Source organism: Paenibacillus zanthoxyli JH29, assembly GCF_000520715.1.
GTDB lineage: Bacteria > Bacillota > Bacilli > Paenibacillales > Paenibacillaceae > Paenibacillus_AQ > Paenibacillus_AQ zanthoxyli.
In genome coordinates, this window is sequence record NZ_ASSD01000623.1 from 1 (window position 1) to 376 (window position 376).

1 protein-coding gene is annotated in these 376 nt (G+C 46.0%); it reads right to left on the reverse strand.

Annotated elements, in window-relative coordinates; genetic code table 11:
• Positions 1–376 (reverse strand): hypothetical protein (locus tag L691_RS33145; protein WP_036738026.1); only part of this gene is annotated, 376 nt, incomplete at both ends.

A 376-nucleotide genomic window follows, 5' to 3' on the forward strand; every position in this document is an offset into this window, starting at 1 on the left:
ACACCAGCTTGGAGATGGAATTGTTGAAGGCATACATTTGGCCTGCCAGGACGGTTGTTCTTTGGTTGGTTTCGGGATTATAAGCCGTAATCATGCTCTGCTTGGCCTGGCTGTCATACCCGGATTCCAGCAGCGTGTGTTGATCATACCAACCCGTCCGAAAGGTTGTCCGCATCGTTTTGTACAAAAATACATCGCCGGACTTCATATTTTTTAAATAATAGTCGTTAAGCTTGGCAATATAGTCGCTGTATGGCGGTAGACTCTTTACATAAAGATAACGTGAACGCTCCAGAATTCCCCATTTCCCGTCCGGTGACAGCGAATAGATATTTTTATGGACAATGGCTTGGCGATCCGGATCGTCTACATAGCC